Genomic DNA, 14,838 nt, shown 5'->3' on the forward strand with positions numbered 1-14,838 from the left:
CGGGCCATTGTCCTCCCTACATGAAAAAACCGCAGCCCGGAGGCTGCGGTTTTTCGTTAGTCGGACTTGAGGAAGATGACGGACGACTACCAGATCTTCACCTGCGTCTCCGGCGAACGCACCATCGCATCGCCGGCCTTGCATTTGAACGCCTGCGCGAACTCCGGCATGTTCGACGGTGCGCCGATCGCGCGGAACTGCGCTGGCGCATGCGGATCGGTGTTGAGCAGGGTGATCTGCGCTTCAGGGCGGATGTTGCCACGCCAGACACGGGCCCAGTTGAGGAAGAAGCGCTGATCTTCGGTATAGCCGTCTATCTTGCGTTTGGCCTCGGCCGGGTTCTTCGACAGCGCCATCTGCAGTGCGGTGTAGGCGGCGTTCAATCCGCCGAGATCGCCGATGTTCTCGCCCATCGTCAGGTGGCCGTTGACGTGCTTGCCCGGCAGCGGCTCGTACGCATCGAACTGCGCGGCGAGCTTGTCGGTGCGTGCTTCGAACGCTTTGCGGTCGGCATCGGTCCACCAGTTGACGTTGTTGCCTTGGGCGTCGAACTTGCTGCCCTGGTCGTCGTAGCCGTGGCCCATCTCGTGGCCGATCACCGCGCCGATGCCACCGTAGTTCACGCCGTCATCCGCCTTGGCGTCGAAGAACGGCGGTTGCAGGATTGCTGCCGGGAACACGATCTCGTTCTGCTGTGCGTTGTAGTACGCGTTCACCGTTTGCGGCGTCATGCCCCATTCGCTGCGGTCGACCGGCTTGCCGATCTTGGCGATGCGGTAGTCGTAGTTGAACTTGTCGGTGGCCTGCACGTTGGCGTAGTAGTTGTCTTGTGTCAGGGTGAGGCCAGACCAGTCACGCCACTTGTCTGGATAGCCGATTTTCGGCACAAAGGTAGCCCATTTTTCCAGCGCCTTCTGCTTGGTCGCCTCGCTCATCCAGGCCAGGTTCTCGATACGTGTCTTGTAGGCCGCGCGCAGGTTGGCAACCAGTTCCTGGGCGCGCTGTTTGGCCACTGGCGAAAAGTTGTCGGCGACGTAGAGCTGGCCCAGCGCCATGCCCATGCCATCGTTGGTGGCGGCCAGCACGCGCTTCCAGCGCGGCTCTATTTCTTTCTGGCCGTTGAGGGTCTGGTTCTCGAAGGCGAAATCCTCCTGCTCGAACGGCGTGGAAAGATACGGCGACGCATTGGAGATCGCGTGGTAGCGGAAGTACGCCTGCCACTGCGCTACCGGTACGTCGCCGAACATCTTCTGCACTTCGCCAAAGAACTTCGGCTGCGAGAACGAGAAACCCTGGCTCACGTCTGCATCCTGCGTCTTGAAGAACGCAGTCCAGTCGAAGCCCGGCGTCAGCTTGTCGGCATCGGCAATGCTGACGTAGTGATAACGGTTTTCCGGTTTGCGCATTTCCACCGGCGGTAGCGAGGCCGCGGCAAGGCGCGTCTCGAATGCCAGCACATTCTTGGCCTGCTGCTGTGCGTCGGTGGTGCTCACACCGGTGAGCGCCAGCAGCTTGGCGATGTGCGCCACATATGCCGTGCGGATCTTCTCGAACTCCGGCTTGCTGTAGTAATCGACGGTCGGCAGGCCGAGGCCGCCCTGGCCGACATAGGCGATCTCCTGGCTGGAATCCTTGAAGTCGCCGTTACCGCCAAAGCGGAACAGCACAGGTTCGCCCTTGGCATATGTGTCGCGGATATAGCCGGCGATGTCGCCTGCATTCTTCAAGCCATCGATCTGCGCCAGCTGCGGCTTGATCGGATCAAAGCCGGCGCGATTGACCGCTGCCTCGTCCATGCCGGAGGCATAGAGGTAACCAATCTTCTGCTGGATCGATCCTGGCGCGGCTTTCGACGCATTCGCTGCCGCCGCGTCGACGATCTTGTGCTGCACATTGAGGCTGTCCTCGCGCAGCATGTCGAACGAGCCCCAGCGCGTGCGATCGGCGGGAATCGGATGCGTCGCCACCCACTGCGCATTGACGAAGCCGTTGAAGTCGGCGCAGGGCTTGATGCTGGTGTCGAGCTCCTTCACGTCGAACACAGCGGGTGCCGCCACCGCATTGATGGACAGGGTCAGGCCCACGGCCAAGGCCAGCGGTTTCACGAGTCGGTACGTCATGGATTCTCCCTCTGCGCCGTGGCGCGTTTCGATCGCCCGTCGCCGGGCATGGTGATCCCCGACCGTAGTCAACCAGGGCAGGGCACAGACAGTGTCGAAGGTCACGGGTGAGGGCTTTGAGCGTGCGAAATGGCTGGATCGGGTGACGCTGCGCCGCATGGTGAAAAAAGCGACGTGCGCATTATCATCGCCGGATGAACACATCTGCCCCTATTGCCTTTCGTACCGCCGTGTCTGCCGATATCCCGGCCATCGTTGCCTTGGTCGAGTCCGCCTATCGCGGCGAATCGGGCTTGCGCGGCTGGACCACCGAGTCGCACCTGCTCGATGGCCGACGCACCAATAACGAAGACGTGGGCGCCGTCATCAAGCGCCCGCACAGCTGCCTGCTGTTGGCCGAGCGAGACGGTCAACTGATCGCCAGCTGCCATGTCGAGCGGCAGGGCAAGTTCGGTTACTTCGGCATGTTCGCTGTGGATCCCGCACAGCAGGGTGGTGGCCTGGGCAAGGCCGTGCTGGCCGAAGCCGAGCGTCTGGCGCGCGAACGCTGGCAATGCCGCGCCATGCGGATGACCGTCATCGAGCAGCGCAACGAACTCATCGCCTGGTACGAGCGCCGCGGCTATCTGCGTACCGCGGAGTACGAGCCCTTTCCCTATGGCGACGAGCGCTTCGGCATCCCGCGTCGCCCCGACCTGCGCTTCGAAGTGCTGGTGAAAACCTTCGCGAAGCAGTCCGCATGAACGGCTGGACCAAGGTAGGCAATCGCAGCGAGATCCTGCCAGGCGAATTCAAGGTCGTCTGGGATGGCGACACCGCCATCGCCGTCTACAACATCGATGGCACCCTCTATGCCATCGAAGACATCTGTTCCCACGACGGCGGCGAACTCGCTGGCGGCGATGTCCACGGTTTCGAAGTCGAATGCGCGCGCCACGGTGCGCGTTTCGACCTGCGCACAGGGGCTGTAACCAAACCACCGGCATACGAGCCGATCGCGAGTTTTCCGGTGAAGGAAGAGGGCGGGGAAATCTGGACGCGGGATGATCGGTGAATGGTGCGCTTCACTTCGTGCGTGCTGTCAATTTTGACATGGTCCTACGGGATTAGGCTGCAGGATTAGGTTGCACCAAGCGGGTCAAATGGTTGATTTTTATTGGTGTAAGGCAAAACGATAGACAGCAACAAACGTATTATGCGGACGTATAAGGCTGCATTTTCCAACCTACATTTAGTCAGGCTCACATGAAAGCCATGCAGAGAATTCGACATTACAAAAGCGATATAGCCTTGCTGCTACTCGCTGTCGTAACAGCTGTGGTGATGCTCAAGACCAGTGATGACCCGCTGATCCCTCAGCTGCAACACTCGCTGCTTGGAGACTGGCTTACCCAGCTACCCACCGGCAATCAAACCGTCTTTAATCTATCTGCTGGCGTAGTTTCTGCAGTTTTCACTTACTTCTTGTTTGTTCGCCTGCCGGAAGAGCGAAAGAGACGGCGCGTCCTTGCTCATTTGGCCGGGACTTTCAGAGATACGAAGATCAACTTGATAAGAGCGTATCTCTCAATGGTTGGGCGTTCTTATGATGCGGGCCTTCCAGAAGAGCTCTTAAATCAGGGCGCATTTCGTTCATTCTTCGGTGATGACACCGCATCTGGGGACAGTCGCTGGTACGGCGTTGCAAATGGGCTCAATGAGTATTGGCTCAAAGAGATCGCCGCGGAGCTGGAGATCCTACATAACGAGCTGCAGTTTGCCCTCGCAGCAATCGAGCCTCGCTATACGACTGGCTATTCCAGGCTAAAGTCTGTGGCGGCATGGACACTCCGTTCTAGAAACATTGATCTGACCTCGGATGACTCAAAGCCATTCTTGCGCGCTCTTTGGCAGCTGCATACTGGGTTTAACTTCGTTGATGGCTACACTGGCCGAGACATCATTGCCGATGAGATTCAGTCGCTGTGAGCCTAACAATTCATTCAAGCCGAAACCGCTTCGCGGTTCGGCTTAATTCAGGCGTTAGCGCCCAAAACAATGTCACTCGCACTTTTTGATTTCGACGGCACGATCACTACCCACGAGACCATGCCGGATTTCGTACGCAGATCAGTCAACCGTCGTCGGCTGCTGTTTGGAAAATTCCTGCTCACCCCGTTAGTGATCGGCTACAAGCTTGGACTGGTTTCTGGCGTCATGGTGCGTCGAGCCATTGTCCGCTTTGGATACACTGGCCATTCTCTCGCCGCACTTGAAACCGCGGGCCATGACTTTGCACGTGACTACTTGCCAAATGTTTTGCGCCAAGAGGCAATGCAGCGCATTGCATGGCATAAAGCCCAAGGTCATAAAGTCGTTGTTGTCTCCGGTGGTCTAGATGCCTACTTGGCCCCTTGGTGCAGAGAGCACGGGCTTGAGCTCATTTGCTCTTCGCTCCAACACCACCAAGGCGTTTTGACCGGCCGCTACCTGGGCGAGCAATGCGTCCTTGCAGAGAAGCCTCGACGTGTTCGTGAACGTTACGACCTGGACTCCTATTCAAGCGTGTACGCCTATGGCGACACCCCCGAAGATCACGATCTTCTTGGCGTCGCTACCAAGCGGTACTATCGCTGGCAAGAGCTCGACGCCGCGGTTAGGCGCTAACAAATCGTTCAAGGCAGACGCCTCTGGCGCCGCTTAACTCCAGCGTTGGGTTTCGAGACGCACCATGAAAAAAGTACGTATCGCTCTGCTTAGAATCATCAATCTTACGGGGATCGGCATTGTTGCAGCATGGTATTACTTGCTCAGCACACTGTGCTCATCACCACGCACGATAAATGAGGCAACTAAAAACACCGTCTACTACAACTGCCACGGTACAGTCGTTTTCATAACACCCTTCCAAAGTCTTCAACTTCACTGGTTGCTGCTTCCACTCCTCATCATAATTTTGGCTGGCTATGTTGTACGTATGTGGCAGCCACCTAACTGATCGTTCAAGGCGGACGGCTACCCCGCCGCTTAACTCCAGCGTTAGCTTTCACTGGAACTACATTGCCGCGGTTCGATCCCGAACTCCCTTCTCGGCTTTGGTGCAACCGTTCTCGGGTAGTCTCACGCATTCAGATAGGAGACCACATGACCATCGAAACCGAAGACGATGTCGTTGCACTCAAACGCATAGGCAAGATCGTTTCGTACGTGCTTCAGGAGATGCTCGACGCTGCCGAACCCGGCATGACTACGCTCGAGCTGGATTCGCTCGGTGAGCAGTTGCTTGAAAGGCACGGCGCACGATCGGCACCGAGACTCACATACGACTTTCCGGGCTCAACCTGCATCAGCATCAACGAGGAGGCTGCACACGGCATCCCAGGTGATCGAGTGATTCGAGCTGGCGATGTATTGAACGTCGATGTTTCTGCTGAGTTGGGAGGCTATTTCGCCGATACCGGAGGAACGAAAATTGTGCCCCCGACCAACCCACAGAAGACGCGCTTGTGCCATGCCACCCGCACGGCCCTCGAGCAAGCCATGAAGCAGGCCCGCGCTGGCCTGCCCATCAATGGCATCGGCGCGGCAATCCAGCGAACTGCGAAGACATATGGCTTCAAGATCATCGAGAACCTCGGTAGCCACGGGGTTGGTCGTGCGCTTCATGAAGAGCCCGACCACATTCCTGGGTACTTTGATCCGACGGACAAGCGCATCTTGAGAGAAGGCATGGTGATCACCATCGAACCCTTCCTCTCAACAAAGAGCCGCGTGGTAACCGAGACATCCGATGGATGGACCTTGGTTGGAGCGCATGGCAACTTGTCAGCGCAATACGAGCACACGATGATCATTACCAAGCGCGAACCCATAGTCGTCACTCAACACTGAGTGATCATCGATGAAGGCTTACCCTTCCATCGAGCGGTTGGGCCTTCGGCCATCCGCTCATGTCAAACGTTAGGCCACAGAACTAGCCAGTGTACGACTAGAGTATCCACATGAAATCTCAGTTTCCTTCCGCACAAGAGTATTCAGCGCAGACCGCGCGCTATCCTGCATTGACCGTCGTCGACATTCGCGCGGAACAAGCCGCAATAGCCGAGTCGTATAGCAATCAGGTTCTGGTCGAAGTCAACATCGACTGCATGCGATTGGCAGTATTCGATGGCGAGTATCGCTGGCACCAGCATCCAGATTCAGACGAGCTATTCTTGGTAGTGGCAGGAACACTACAAATCGATCTTGCGGGTGGTGATCGCTTAGAACTTACCGAATGGCAAAGCGTCGTCATTCCGGCGGGTACAGTGCATCGAACACGAGCCATCGGGCGCACAGTCAACCTCACCTGCGAAAAGAATGGTGCAAAGACAGTATTTGTCGAGACTGCCGCCTAACAAATTCGTTCAAGGCGGATGGCTTCGCCACTGTTTAACTCCAGCGTTAAACGTCTACTTAGATGCCTACTAAGCGTTGGTGTCGTATGCACACGGACTCAAATGGAGGCCGATGATGGAAGAGCAGAACATTCGGACAGCTATTGATTGACATTGGGCTGCATCCGCTGCAGGTGATCAAGTTGCCGAGCATGAGATCTACCACGATGATGCTGTCTGTGAGTATCCACAGTCAGGTGAGATCATCCACGGCCGGCGTAACCTGCAAGCGCTTCGTAGCCATCACCCTGGTAGACCATCGGGGTTTGAGGTCCGACGGATCGTGGGAGAGGGCAATTCCTGGGTTACCGAGTATGTGATTACCTACGAGGGCAAGCGCGCCTACACCGTGAGTATCATGGAGTTCCGAGATGGAAAGGTATCGCACGAGACTCAATACTTCGCCGATCCCTTCGACGCTCCTGTTTGGCGAGCTCAGTGGGTTGAGCGTGGGCGTGATGCGTGATTGAACGCATCTAACAACGGCATGCAGCCGATGCCGCAAAACGGTTAGGTCAGAGGAGGAAACGATGAAGCGTAAATGGACCATCATCGGTGTTGGCGACGTCGCTCGTAGCTTCAAGTGGTATCAGTCACTGCTTGGCCTGCCAGAGAACTCTCCTGCCCACGACTATTTCGGACAGATACTCGACACGGATGGAACCGTCTTGCTTTGCCTCCATCAGTGGGGCGCACACGAGCATCCTCCGCTAGTCAGCCCCAGTCGCTCAGAGCCTGGGAACGGACTACTCTTGTTCTTTCGCGTGGATGATTTCGATGAGGCGTTGCCACGAGCGCGCACGCTCGTGGCCGCCCTCGCAGAGGAGCCCCACGTGAATCCAAGCACGGGAACCAAGGAGTTCGCACTGTGCGATCCTGACGGCTATTACGTCATGATCAGTGCGCTCTCCGTGGCCTGACAATTCATTGAAGCTGATGTCGCTTAGCGGCGTGGCTTAACTCAAGTGTTAGACGGCGGAGCCATGCTGGACTCTTGTGCGATCACTGTCCGAAAATTCGAAGGGGCTGAATTTTCCGCTTATCGGGCTCTGCGTTTGTCGGCGCTCGAAGAATCGCCCGATGTTTTTGGAAGCACTTTGAGCGCAGAGCAGCTGCGTACGGCCGAAGAGTGGGCTTCACGACTTCAGGTTGGATGCAATTCAGGGCTAGACCAGCCGTTGATTGGGCAAGTTGGCACGATAGCGGCTGGTTTGGCGTGGGGCAAAGTCGATAGGTTCGATAGCACCATCGTTCACCTGTACCAAATGTGGGTAGCGCCTGAGTTCCGAGGCCGTGGTGTTGCGCGTCTTCTGTTGCGCACGATCGTGGCATGGGCGGCATCGCTGCAAGCTCGTTCAGTACATCTTGGGGTAGCCTGCGGGGAGTCGCCAGCCATGCGCTTCTATGTCAGCGAGGGTTTCGTCCCGTTCGGGCAAGTCGAGCCATTGCGCCCCGGTTCCGCGCTGCTGGTCCAAAGCATGCAGTTTCAAATTCCCCATGCCGCCGTCTAACCCATCGTTGCGCCGGATTGCCTCTAGCAACCGGTGAGCTCAAACGTTAGGTATCTAGAACATGCTCACTCTCGACGACCCAAAGTGGAAAAAGCTGATAGGCGGGTATCGCGTTCCGTATGACGCGTCCCTCGCGCTGAAAGCTATGGAATCCGGGTGTCTAGTATGGAAGGAACTGTGGAATGAACTGCACCATCAGGGAGATGTGGACACGGCATCCTATGCGGCAATTCCACAACTTGTGCGAATAGCGACTAGCGCCTCTGTCAGAGATTGGAATTTCTATGGCTTGGTTTCAATGATCGAAATAGAACGCCACAGAAAACGTAATCCGGAGGTCCCTGACTGGCTGCTGCCCGATTATGAGTCTGCTTGGCGCCAGTTGCTTCCAATCGCGTTATCGGACCTCAAATGTCAGCTTGACAACATAACCATTCGAACCATTCTCTCCGTCATCGCTATATCCAAAGGAAATATGAAACTTGGCGCGTTCCTTGCCGACCTTGACTCGTCGGAGCTTGATTCGTTGGTCGATGAAACTCTTGATTGGTCAGCACTATATGGCTAACTATTCGTCCAAGCGGGCGGGTGTACCGTAAGCCGCTTAACTCCAGCGTTAGGTGGCTCACCACACGCTCCCAGCACATCAGCGATTAAAGGGAATGCCATGCACCACTCTCGTCTCTGTGCGCTATTAATCGATTGCCAGACATCAGATGTCGATCAGGCCGCCAAGTTCTGGGCTGATGCACTTGGCCGTGGGATAGATTTTGCTCACCCCGGTACGCGCGGCGACTATCGCATGCTCAATACACCTCCTGACGAACCTATCGTGCAGGTCCAGCGCGTCGAACATGAGAGTCGAGTTCACATTGACATTGAAACTGACGATATTCCCGCAGAGGTTGCACGTCTGGAAGCGTTAGGAGCCAGAGTTGTAGACCGCTTGGAGCGCTGGGTCGTGATGCAAGCTCCTACCGGACAGAGGTTTTGCGTTGTACGAGTACAACGCCCTGGCTTTCCGAAAAACGCGAATCGCTGGAATTGAGTGATTGCATCGGCAATGGCAGCGGCGCCTGACAATTCATTCAAGCCGACACCGTTTCGCGGCGCGGCTTAATTCAACCGGTGGGTCATTCGAATGCCACTTCTGCAGTTGCGCGATGCGACAAAGGACGATCTACAGGTCACGTATGCGATAACCGAAGATGCAATGCGGGGCTACGTTGAGGAAGCCTGGGGCAAATGGGATCCTGCGGAACAACGCGAGAAGCACCGCGTCAACTTCACGCCAGAAACTCACAGAATCATTCTGGTCGAAGGTGATGTAGCCGGGTTTGTCGCGATTGAAGAGTTTCCCACCCATGTATGGCTGGTCAAGCTGTACCTTCTAGCGAGGTGCCGCGGTCAGGGCATCGGGTCACAGGTACTACAAGGCGTGCTGAAGGATGCCAAAGCCCGAGGAAAGCCAGTCACACTCCGGGTACTCAGAGTAAACAAACGAGCGCAGGCTCTGTATGCGGGGCATGGCTTCCATGTCACCGAAGAGACTCCTGATCGCCTGCTTATGGCGAGTGGGGCCTAACCCTTCAATCGAGGCGACAAACATGATGGGGCGTTAGGTCTATGAAGCGAAAACTGTCTTGGGTTATCGCTGTACTGGCTTATATCGGCGTACCGATTTTGGCTTGGCTTGCCCTCCAACGGGATGCTGAAGCTCAACGCGTTGCTCACGCATTTGGCTGTGGCAACGTCGCCATGGGTATCATGATTTTTAGCTTCATTCTCTCTGGTGCGCTTTCCCTCGTGGCAAGCGTTCTGGGATTCGCCTCGTTTCGTGGATTGCCTTCGCCTCGTCCCCAACTTCGCATCCTAGAATTGGCTGTTTTAGCATTCCCCTTGTTGGCTGGCTCGGCGTGTGTGGCGCTGTGCTTCTTCGGAAATGCCTAACCACTCGTTCAAGGCGGACGGCTACGCCACCGCTTAACCCCAGCGTTGGTCGCTTCAGGAGGCACCATGCCACTTGTCACTGTCACTGTTCGCAAGCCAAAGTCGAGCGCATTCAAATCCACGGTCCTCGACGCAGTTCATTCCGCGCTCGTCGCATCCGGCGTACCCGCAACAGACAAATTCCAACGAGTCATCGAACTCGAATCCGATGACTTTCGCTTCGACCCGACTTACCCTGATCTTCAGTCAGAACGAAACAGCGACTTCGTACTCATCGAAATCCTGTGGTCAGTGGGCAGGAGCGTCAAAGTCAAGAAGAAGTTGCTCGAGCAACTTATGAGAACGCTCCCGCAGGCGGGGCTAAACCCGGAGAACGTCATGGTCTGTTTCAAGGAAACTGCCTGGGAAAACTGGTCGTTCGGTGGCGGCCGCCTCATTCACACCTGAGCAGTCAACCATGCAAGTGCCTATTCAAGGCGAAGGGCTTCCCCGCCGCTTAACTCCAACGTTAGGCATCCGAGTAACCAGCAGAGGTACGCCATGACTGATCACCCGCTTGAAATCTGGCATCGGCTTGTCCGAGAGCGTGACCCATCTGGATTGAGTGGTTTGCTCGCGGAGGACGCGGTTTTCTACTCGCCAGTCGTTCACACACCGCAACGCGGCAGGAAGCTTGCAGCCGGGTATCTGAGTGCAGCATTCCACGTATTTTTCAATCCGACCTTTCGATACGTACGGGAGATCGTCGGCGCTTCGGACGCCATGCTGGAATTCGAGACCGAATTGGACGGAATACTGGTCAATGGAGTCGACCTGATCAAATGGAACGATGAGGGGCAGATCGTCGAATTCAAGGTGATGATCAGGCCACTCAAAGCGATCAGCATCATCCACCAGCGCATGGCAGCCATGCTTCATCCAATCGATGAACGCACCGACATTTAATCCTTTCTTCAAGCGGACGCACCTCACGACCTCCTGCTACAGGCACTCAGGCAATGACATCCAAAGGTCTGCAAAATTGGGAGAGAACGCGTGCGTTGGGTATGGCTCGCTATGTCCTGGTCAAAGGCGTTCTCTCGTATGGCCTGACCATGTTTATCGTCATGACCTTTATCGTTCACCACGGTGATCTGAGCCCGAGATTCATTGCCCTATCGGCCGTGCTCTGGCTGATCGGAGGGGCTGCGTTCGGCACTTTTACATGGCTTTTCATGGAGCGGCATTACCGCAAAGCTGTTCCCAAGATCATTGCCTGACCACATCAGTCAAACGAAAAATTCATCAACCCGACTGGCGATGTGCCAACGCCTAGAAGTGATAGACAAACGCCAGCGCCTCGGAAATCTGCGTGCGTGATCCAAAACGCGTGACCAGCGGACTGTCGGCGGCGTTGCCGAGCAGGCGGCCATAGGTGAGGGCCAAAGCCACGCCAGTGTGCTGGCTGGTGGGTACGAACAGGTCGTATTCCAGTGAGGCGAGCTGGCTGCCGGCACCTGGGTGCCAGGCGGGTACGTTGAGCACGCTGGCCTGACTGGGCGTGATGCCGAAGAAGCGGTTCGCCGCGGGCGCATTCATCGCCTGCCAGTGGACCTCAAAAGAGTGCTCCAGCAGCCAAATCTTGGGCAGATCCCACTCGGCATAGACCTGGAGGTACTCGCCGGCGCCATTGATGTCGTGACTGAGGTTGGTGCCGACGTCGATGGTCTTGCTGAGCTGCCACTCCAGATAGCCGCCGGTGGTGAGGCGTGGTGAGAGTGAATTGATCTTGCCGCGCAATATGCCCAGATCCTCGCTGTCGCGACCCCATTGATAGTCGCCGAACAGGCCGCCGTGGAGCACAGTGCCCCCGATCAGATCGACCTGCAATCCGTCGAGTGTGGACAGGCTGACATGGTCCGGCCATTCGAAGTCGACGTAGGGAATGGACTCATTCCGATGGGTTTTGCCACCCGGAAAGCTGGGCAGACGCTCTATACCCGCGCCCAGGGCCAGGGTAATGGCGTTGGGGTCAGTAGCGGTGTTGTCTCCTGTGTCGGCACTGCTGCCGGACGACCAGCACAGGGCCGCCAGCAAGCAGGCAGACAGGAAGCCGGCCGACAGCTGAACGCGGTTATTAGGGGAAGTTCGAGGCAGAAAATCGGGCAAGGTGAAATGGGGCACGTCGGGAAGGCAGGCAGAGCAAGGGCTGGCAAGCATAGGTGATTTACCCGCCCGGACGGATGCATGGCCCGGGGCACCCCGGACATCATTCGTTAAGAATTTGAGAAAGGAGGCCGAAAGGGAGTCTTTTTATCCTTCACACATAATTTACAAGAGAAATAACCAATGCCCGTGTCTGGCTGGACCATCCTTTGTGATTTCGACGGCACCATTTCCGTCGAGGACGTGATCGATTCGCTGCTCGACCGCTTCGGCCGGCCGGGCTGGGAAGTGCTTGAGCAGGACTGGCGCGCCGGCCGCATCGGCTCACGTGAGTGCATGTCCGGTCAGGTCGATTTGCTGAAGATGACCCGCGACGAGCTGGATACGCATCTGGCCGGGCTGTGGATCGATCATGCGTTTCCGGGTTTCGTGGCGAAGGCACGTCAGTTGAATGTGCCGATCCGCATCGTCAGCGATGGCCTCGATTACGCGATCCACCAGATTCTTGGGCGCTACGGCCTGGACAACCTGCCGTTGGCGGCGAACCACTTGTCGCCGGCGCAGCCGCCGAAGCAGTGGCAGCTGACCTCGCCGTTCCAGGCGGATGGTTGCCGCAGCGGCACCTGCAAGTGCGCCTGCGTGGCGCAGGCCCGCAAGACCGGTGCAAAGACCTTGCTGATCGGCGATGGCGCCTCGGATTTCTGTGCCGCTGATCGCGTCGACTTCGTGTTTGCCAAACATCGCTTGATCGAGCATTGCCGCGCTACCGGCATCGACTACGTGCCGATCACCGGCTTCGAAGATGCACTGGAGTTTCTGCCGAAGCTGCTCGATGGCAGCCTGGCCAGCCATTGGCATCACGAGCACGCGCAGGCGCACGCGATCTCCTGATTGCGTTGCACGCCGCTATCCTTCTGAATCCCCCCGAATCATTCCGGATTTTTCCCATGAAAATCGACAAGAACGCCGCCGGTTTCATCGACGACGCGCAGCTGCTCGCCGATGAGGCGAAGTACAGTTCCTTCGGCGACACCGTGCATTACGTGGACCCGCCGAAGATCTTCCGTCACGGCGAAGGCAGCTACATGTTCGACACCGCCGGCACGCCGTTCCTCGATTTGCAGATGTGGTACTCGGCGGTCAACTTCGGCTACGGCAACAAGCGCCTCAACAATGTGCTGAAAGACCAGATCGACCGCTTGCCGCAGGTCGCCAGCCAGTATTTGCACCAGACCCGCATCGAGCTGGCCAAGACCATCGCGATCGATGCGAAAAAGAAATTTGGTCTGGACGGCCGCGTGCATTTCAACGTCGGTGGTGCGCAGGCGATCGAGGATTCGCTGAAGATCGTGCGTAACGCCTGCAACGGCAAGAGTCTGATGTTCGCCTTCGAAGGTGGCTACCACGGCCGTACGCTGGGTGCTTCGTCGATCACCTCGAGCTACCGCTATCGCCGCCGCTTCGGCCACTTCGGTGAGCGCGCGATGTTCCTGCCGTTCCCGTATCCGTTCCGTCGCCCGAAGGGCATGACGCCGGAGGAGTATTCCGACAGCTGCGTGCGCCAGTTCGAGCGCCTGTTCGAGACCGAATACAACGGCGTGTGGGACCCGAAGACCAGTCAGTGCGAATACGCCGCGTTCTACGTCGAGCCGATTCAGGGCACCGGTGGCTATGTGATCCCACCACCGGGCTTCTTCAAGGGCTTGAAGAAGGTGCTCGACAAGTACGGCATCCTGATGGTGTCCGACGAAATCCAGATGGGTTTCTGGCGCACGGGCAAGCTGTGGTCGATCGAGAACTTCGGCGTGACGCCGGACATCGTAGTGTTCGGCAAGGCACTGACCAACGGCCTGAACCCGCTTTCCGGTCTGTGGGCACGCGAAGAGCTGATCAACCCGACCGTTTTCCCGCCGGGTTCGACCCACTCGACGTTCAACTCCAACCCGCTGGGTACGTCGCTGGGTCTGGAAGTGATCAAGATGGGTTACGAGCTGGACTACGAGACCACCGTGCCGGCCAAGGGCAAGCATTTCCTCGACGGGCTGCGCGACTTGCAGAAGCGTCACAAGGAAATCGGCGACGTCGATGGCCTCGGCCTCGCGCTGCGCGCCGAGATCTGCACCGAGGACGGCTTCACGCCGAACAAGGCGTTGCTCGATGCGATGGTCGATATCGGCCTCGCTGGTGATCTCGAGCACAATGGCAAGAAGATCGGCCTCGTGCTGGATGTGGGCGGCTGGTACAAGAACGTGATCACGTTCGCGCCATCGCTCGACATCACTCACGAAGAGATCGACCTGGCGATTTCGTTGCTCGACCAGCTGCTGACGAAAGCCAAGAAGGGCTGATGTCCGAGGCACGTGGCTTAGAGCCTGTTCGCGATCTCCGCGTAGCCCGCGTTGTGCCGTGGCGGTTGTTCGGTGGTAGTGCGTGGCGCAGCGCCTGACTGCCGGTCAGGTCAAGCCGCGCGCTACCACCGGGCGGGCGCCACGACTCAACCCTTCGGGCCGGGTCGGTTTGCTCCCATGCCGGCGTCATCACTCGGTCGTGTACGGACGTACACTCCTTCGTTCTTCCTTGGCCTGCGCGCAAACCGCTCCCGGCGCGGGCCACGTGGAGATCGTGAACAGGCTCTTGCACGCAAAAAGAACCCGGCGATCGCTCGCCGGGTTCTTTCGTTTGTCGCGTCAGGAAAGC

At 57.4% G+C, this 14,838-nt stretch carries 19 protein-coding genes; 17 read left to right on the forward strand and 2 right to left on the reverse strand.

The window, feature by feature from the left end; translation table 11 throughout:
- Positions 1–86 precede the first annotated feature (86 nt).
- Positions 87–2,120, reverse strand: a complete 2,034-nt coding sequence (locus HDE79_RS20520) for a M13-type metalloendopeptidase (protein ID WP_184604903.1) — start codon at positions 2,118–2,120, stop codon at positions 87–89.
- A 194-nt stretch (positions 2,121–2,314) separates the two neighbouring features.
- Here HDE79_RS20520 and HDE79_RS20525 point away from each other — a divergent pair, with 194 nt between their 5' ends.
- From HDE79_RS20525 to HDE79_RS20600, 15 genes are all read left to right on the forward strand, one after another.
- Positions 2,315–2,863: an N-acetyltransferase gene (locus HDE79_RS20525; RefSeq protein ID WP_184604904.1), complete on the forward strand. Its 549-nt coding sequence runs from the start codon at positions 2,315–2,317 to the stop codon at positions 2,861–2,863.
- Entirely contained in the window at positions 2,860–3,174 is a 315-nt protein-coding gene (locus tag HDE79_RS20530) for a non-heme iron oxygenase ferredoxin subunit (protein WP_184604906.1), read from the forward strand. Before HDE79_RS20525 ends, HDE79_RS20530 begins: the two co-directional genes overlap by 4 nt.
- 191 nt (positions 3,175–3,365) lie before the next feature.
- On the forward strand, positions 3,366–4,088 hold the full coding sequence (locus tag HDE79_RS20535) for a hypothetical protein (RefSeq protein WP_184604908.1): 723 nt from the start codon (positions 3,366–3,368) through the stop codon (positions 4,086–4,088).
- A 69-nt stretch (positions 4,089–4,157) separates the two neighbouring features.
- Complete coding sequence (locus HDE79_RS20540) at positions 4,158–4,766, forward strand: HAD family hydrolase (protein WP_184604910.1); 609 nt, start codon at positions 4,158–4,160, stop codon at positions 4,764–4,766.
- A 477-nt stretch (positions 4,767–5,243) separates the two neighbouring features.
- On the forward strand, positions 5,244–5,990 hold the full coding sequence (map, locus tag HDE79_RS20545; protein ID WP_184604912.1) for a type I methionyl aminopeptidase: 747 nt from the start codon (positions 5,244–5,246) through the stop codon (positions 5,988–5,990).
- Positions 5,991–6,100: 110 nt separating this feature from the next.
- On the forward strand, positions 6,101–6,496 hold the full coding sequence (locus HDE79_RS20550; protein WP_184604914.1) for a cupin domain-containing protein: 396 nt from the start codon (positions 6,101–6,103) through the stop codon (positions 6,494–6,496).
- A 569-nt stretch (positions 6,497–7,065) separates the two neighbouring features.
- A complete protein-coding gene (locus tag HDE79_RS20560) occupies positions 7,066–7,455 on the forward strand; it encodes a VOC family protein (RefSeq protein ID WP_184604916.1) in 390 nt (129 codons plus the stop codon).
- 63 nt (positions 7,456–7,518) lie between these two features.
- A complete protein-coding gene (locus tag HDE79_RS20565) occupies positions 7,519–8,046 on the forward strand; it encodes a GNAT family N-acetyltransferase (RefSeq protein WP_184604917.1) in 528 nt (175 codons plus the stop codon).
- A gap of 61 nt (positions 8,047–8,107) precedes the next feature.
- On the forward strand, positions 8,108–8,614 hold the full coding sequence (locus HDE79_RS20570) for a hypothetical protein (protein WP_184604919.1): 507 nt from the start codon (positions 8,108–8,110) through the stop codon (positions 8,612–8,614).
- A 99-nt stretch (positions 8,615–8,713) separates the two neighbouring features.
- Positions 8,714–9,094 (forward strand): VOC family protein, encoded by a 381-nt coding sequence (locus tag HDE79_RS20575; RefSeq protein WP_184604921.1) that lies wholly within the window; start codon positions 8,714–8,716, stop codon positions 9,092–9,094.
- Between the two features lie 93 nt (positions 9,095–9,187).
- The gene (locus HDE79_RS20580) at positions 9,188–9,631 is read left to right on the forward strand and encodes a GNAT family N-acetyltransferase (RefSeq protein ID WP_184604923.1); all 444 of its coding nucleotides are present in this window, start codon (positions 9,188–9,190) and stop codon (positions 9,629–9,631) included.
- A gap of 41 nt (positions 9,632–9,672) precedes the next feature.
- Positions 9,673–9,996 carry a hypothetical protein gene (locus HDE79_RS20585; RefSeq protein ID WP_184604925.1) on the forward strand — a complete coding sequence of 108 codons (324 nt, stop codon included), beginning with the start codon at positions 9,673–9,675 and terminating at the stop codon, positions 9,994–9,996.
- A gap of 66 nt (positions 9,997–10,062) precedes the next feature.
- On the forward strand, positions 10,063–10,443 hold the full coding sequence (locus HDE79_RS20590) for a tautomerase family protein (RefSeq protein WP_184604927.1): 381 nt from the start codon (positions 10,063–10,065) through the stop codon (positions 10,441–10,443).
- A gap of 93 nt (positions 10,444–10,536) precedes the next feature.
- The gene (locus tag HDE79_RS20595; RefSeq protein WP_184604928.1) at positions 10,537–10,941 is read left to right on the forward strand and encodes a nuclear transport factor 2 family protein; all 405 of its coding nucleotides are present in this window, start codon (positions 10,537–10,539) and stop codon (positions 10,939–10,941) included.
- Between the two features lie 53 nt (positions 10,942–10,994).
- Complete coding sequence (locus HDE79_RS20600; protein ID WP_184604930.1) at positions 10,995–11,255, forward strand: hypothetical protein; 261 nt, start codon at positions 10,995–10,997, stop codon at positions 11,253–11,255.
- Positions 11,256–11,307: 52 nt separating this feature from the next.
- On the opposite strand, the gene HDE79_RS20605 is transcribed toward HDE79_RS20600, so the two are convergent.
- Entirely contained in the window at positions 11,308–12,159 is an 852-nt protein-coding gene (locus tag HDE79_RS20605; RefSeq protein WP_343206014.1) for a MipA/OmpV family protein, read from the reverse strand.
- Between the two features lie 165 nt (positions 12,160–12,324).
- Here HDE79_RS20605 and HDE79_RS20610 point away from each other — a divergent pair, with 165 nt between their 5' ends.
- On the forward strand, positions 12,325–13,032 hold the full coding sequence (locus HDE79_RS20610) for an MtnX-like HAD-IB family phosphatase (RefSeq protein WP_184604933.1): 708 nt from the start codon (positions 12,325–12,327) through the stop codon (positions 13,030–13,032).
- 56 nt (positions 13,033–13,088) lie between these two features.
- Positions 13,089–14,489 carry an aminotransferase class III-fold pyridoxal phosphate-dependent enzyme gene (locus HDE79_RS20615; protein WP_184604934.1) on the forward strand — a complete coding sequence of 467 codons (1,401 nt, stop codon included), beginning with the start codon at positions 13,089–13,091 and terminating at the stop codon, positions 14,487–14,489.
- Positions 14,490–14,838 lie beyond the last annotated feature (349 nt).

This window comes from Rhodanobacter sp. MP1X3 (assembly GCF_014207165.1).
GTDB lineage: Bacteria > Pseudomonadota > Gammaproteobacteria > Xanthomonadales > Rhodanobacteraceae > Rhodanobacter.

Excerpts from the sequence above, each read along its gene's own strand:
- HDE79_RS20525 (WP_184604904.1), top strand. The coding sequence starts at position 2,315 with ATGAACACATCTGCCCCTATTGCCTTTCGTACCGCCGTGTCTGCCGAT.
- HDE79_RS20610 (WP_184604933.1), top strand. The coding sequence starts at position 12,325 with ATGCCCGTGTCTGGCTGGACCATCCTTTGTGATTTCGACGGCACCATT.
- HDE79_RS20535 (WP_184604908.1), top strand. The coding sequence starts at position 3,366 with ATGAAAGCCATGCAGAGAATTCGACATTACAAAAGCGATATAGCCTTG.
- HDE79_RS20615 (WP_184604934.1), top strand. The coding sequence starts at position 13,089 with ATGAAAATCGACAAGAACGCCGCCGGTTTCATCGACGACGCGCAGCTG.
- HDE79_RS20550 (WP_184604914.1), top strand. The coding sequence starts at position 6,101 with ATGAAATCTCAGTTTCCTTCCGCACAAGAGTATTCAGCGCAGACCGCG.
- HDE79_RS20565 (WP_184604917.1), top strand. The coding sequence starts at position 7,519 with ATGCTGGACTCTTGTGCGATCACTGTCCGAAAATTCGAAGGGGCTGAA.
- HDE79_RS20580 (WP_184604923.1), top strand. The coding sequence starts at position 9,188 with ATGCCACTTCTGCAGTTGCGCGATGCGACAAAGGACGATCTACAGGTC.
- HDE79_RS20520 (WP_184604903.1), bottom strand. The coding sequence starts at position 2,120 with ATGACGTACCGACTCGTGAAACCGCTGGCCTTGGCCGTGGGCCTGACC.
- HDE79_RS20575 (WP_184604921.1), top strand. The coding sequence starts at position 8,714 with ATGCACCACTCTCGTCTCTGTGCGCTATTAATCGATTGCCAGACATCA.
- HDE79_RS20585 (WP_184604925.1), top strand. The coding sequence starts at position 9,673 with ATGAAGCGAAAACTGTCTTGGGTTATCGCTGTACTGGCTTATATCGGC.
- HDE79_RS20570 (WP_184604919.1), top strand. The coding sequence starts at position 8,108 with ATGCTCACTCTCGACGACCCAAAGTGGAAAAAGCTGATAGGCGGGTAT.
- HDE79_RS20590 (WP_184604927.1), top strand. The coding sequence starts at position 10,063 with ATGCCACTTGTCACTGTCACTGTTCGCAAGCCAAAGTCGAGCGCATTC.
- HDE79_RS20560 (WP_184604916.1), top strand. The coding sequence starts at position 7,066 with ATGAAGCGTAAATGGACCATCATCGGTGTTGGCGACGTCGCTCGTAGC.
- map (WP_184604912.1), top strand. The coding sequence starts at position 5,244 with ATGACCATCGAAACCGAAGACGATGTCGTTGCACTCAAACGCATAGGC.
- HDE79_RS20600 (WP_184604930.1), top strand. The coding sequence starts at position 10,995 with ATGACATCCAAAGGTCTGCAAAATTGGGAGAGAACGCGTGCGTTGGGT.
- HDE79_RS20595 (WP_184604928.1), top strand. The coding sequence starts at position 10,537 with ATGACTGATCACCCGCTTGAAATCTGGCATCGGCTTGTCCGAGAGCGT.
- HDE79_RS20530 (WP_184604906.1), top strand. The coding sequence starts at position 2,860 with ATGAACGGCTGGACCAAGGTAGGCAATCGCAGCGAGATCCTGCCAGGC.
- HDE79_RS20540 (WP_184604910.1), top strand. The coding sequence starts at position 4,158 with ATGTCACTCGCACTTTTTGATTTCGACGGCACGATCACTACCCACGAG.